The following is a 225-nucleotide window of genomic DNA, read 5'->3' as shown; positions in this document are numbered from 1 at the left end:
ACCCTGCTCATCACGCAGTTCGTGGCGCACTCCCTCACCGCGCCGCTGGACGACATGAACGCGGTGGCCCGGTCCATCTCGCACGGCGACTACACCCGCCGGGTGCGCGAGAACCGCCGGGACGAGCTGGGCGACCTGGCCCGGACCATCAATGTCATGGCCGACGAGCTGGAGGCCCAGGACCATCAGCGCAAGGAGCTGGTGGCCAACGTCTCGCACGAGCTG

The 225-nt window shown here is 68.9% G+C and carries 1 protein-coding gene; it reads left to right on the top strand.

All coding sequences use genetic code 11. The features are described from left to right. The coding region (locus J0695_RS42505) for a HAMP domain-containing protein (protein WP_206970123.1) at positions 1–225 on the top strand (225 nt) is incomplete at both ends.

Origin of the sequence: Streptomyces beijiangensis (genome assembly GCF_017315755.1) — a bacterium.
Lineage (GTDB): Bacteria > Actinomycetota > Actinomycetes > Streptomycetales > Streptomycetaceae > Streptomyces > Streptomyces beijiangensis.
The sequence above is the reverse complement of the archived record's forward strand: the minus strand, read 5'-3'. Positions and strand labels throughout refer to the sequence as shown.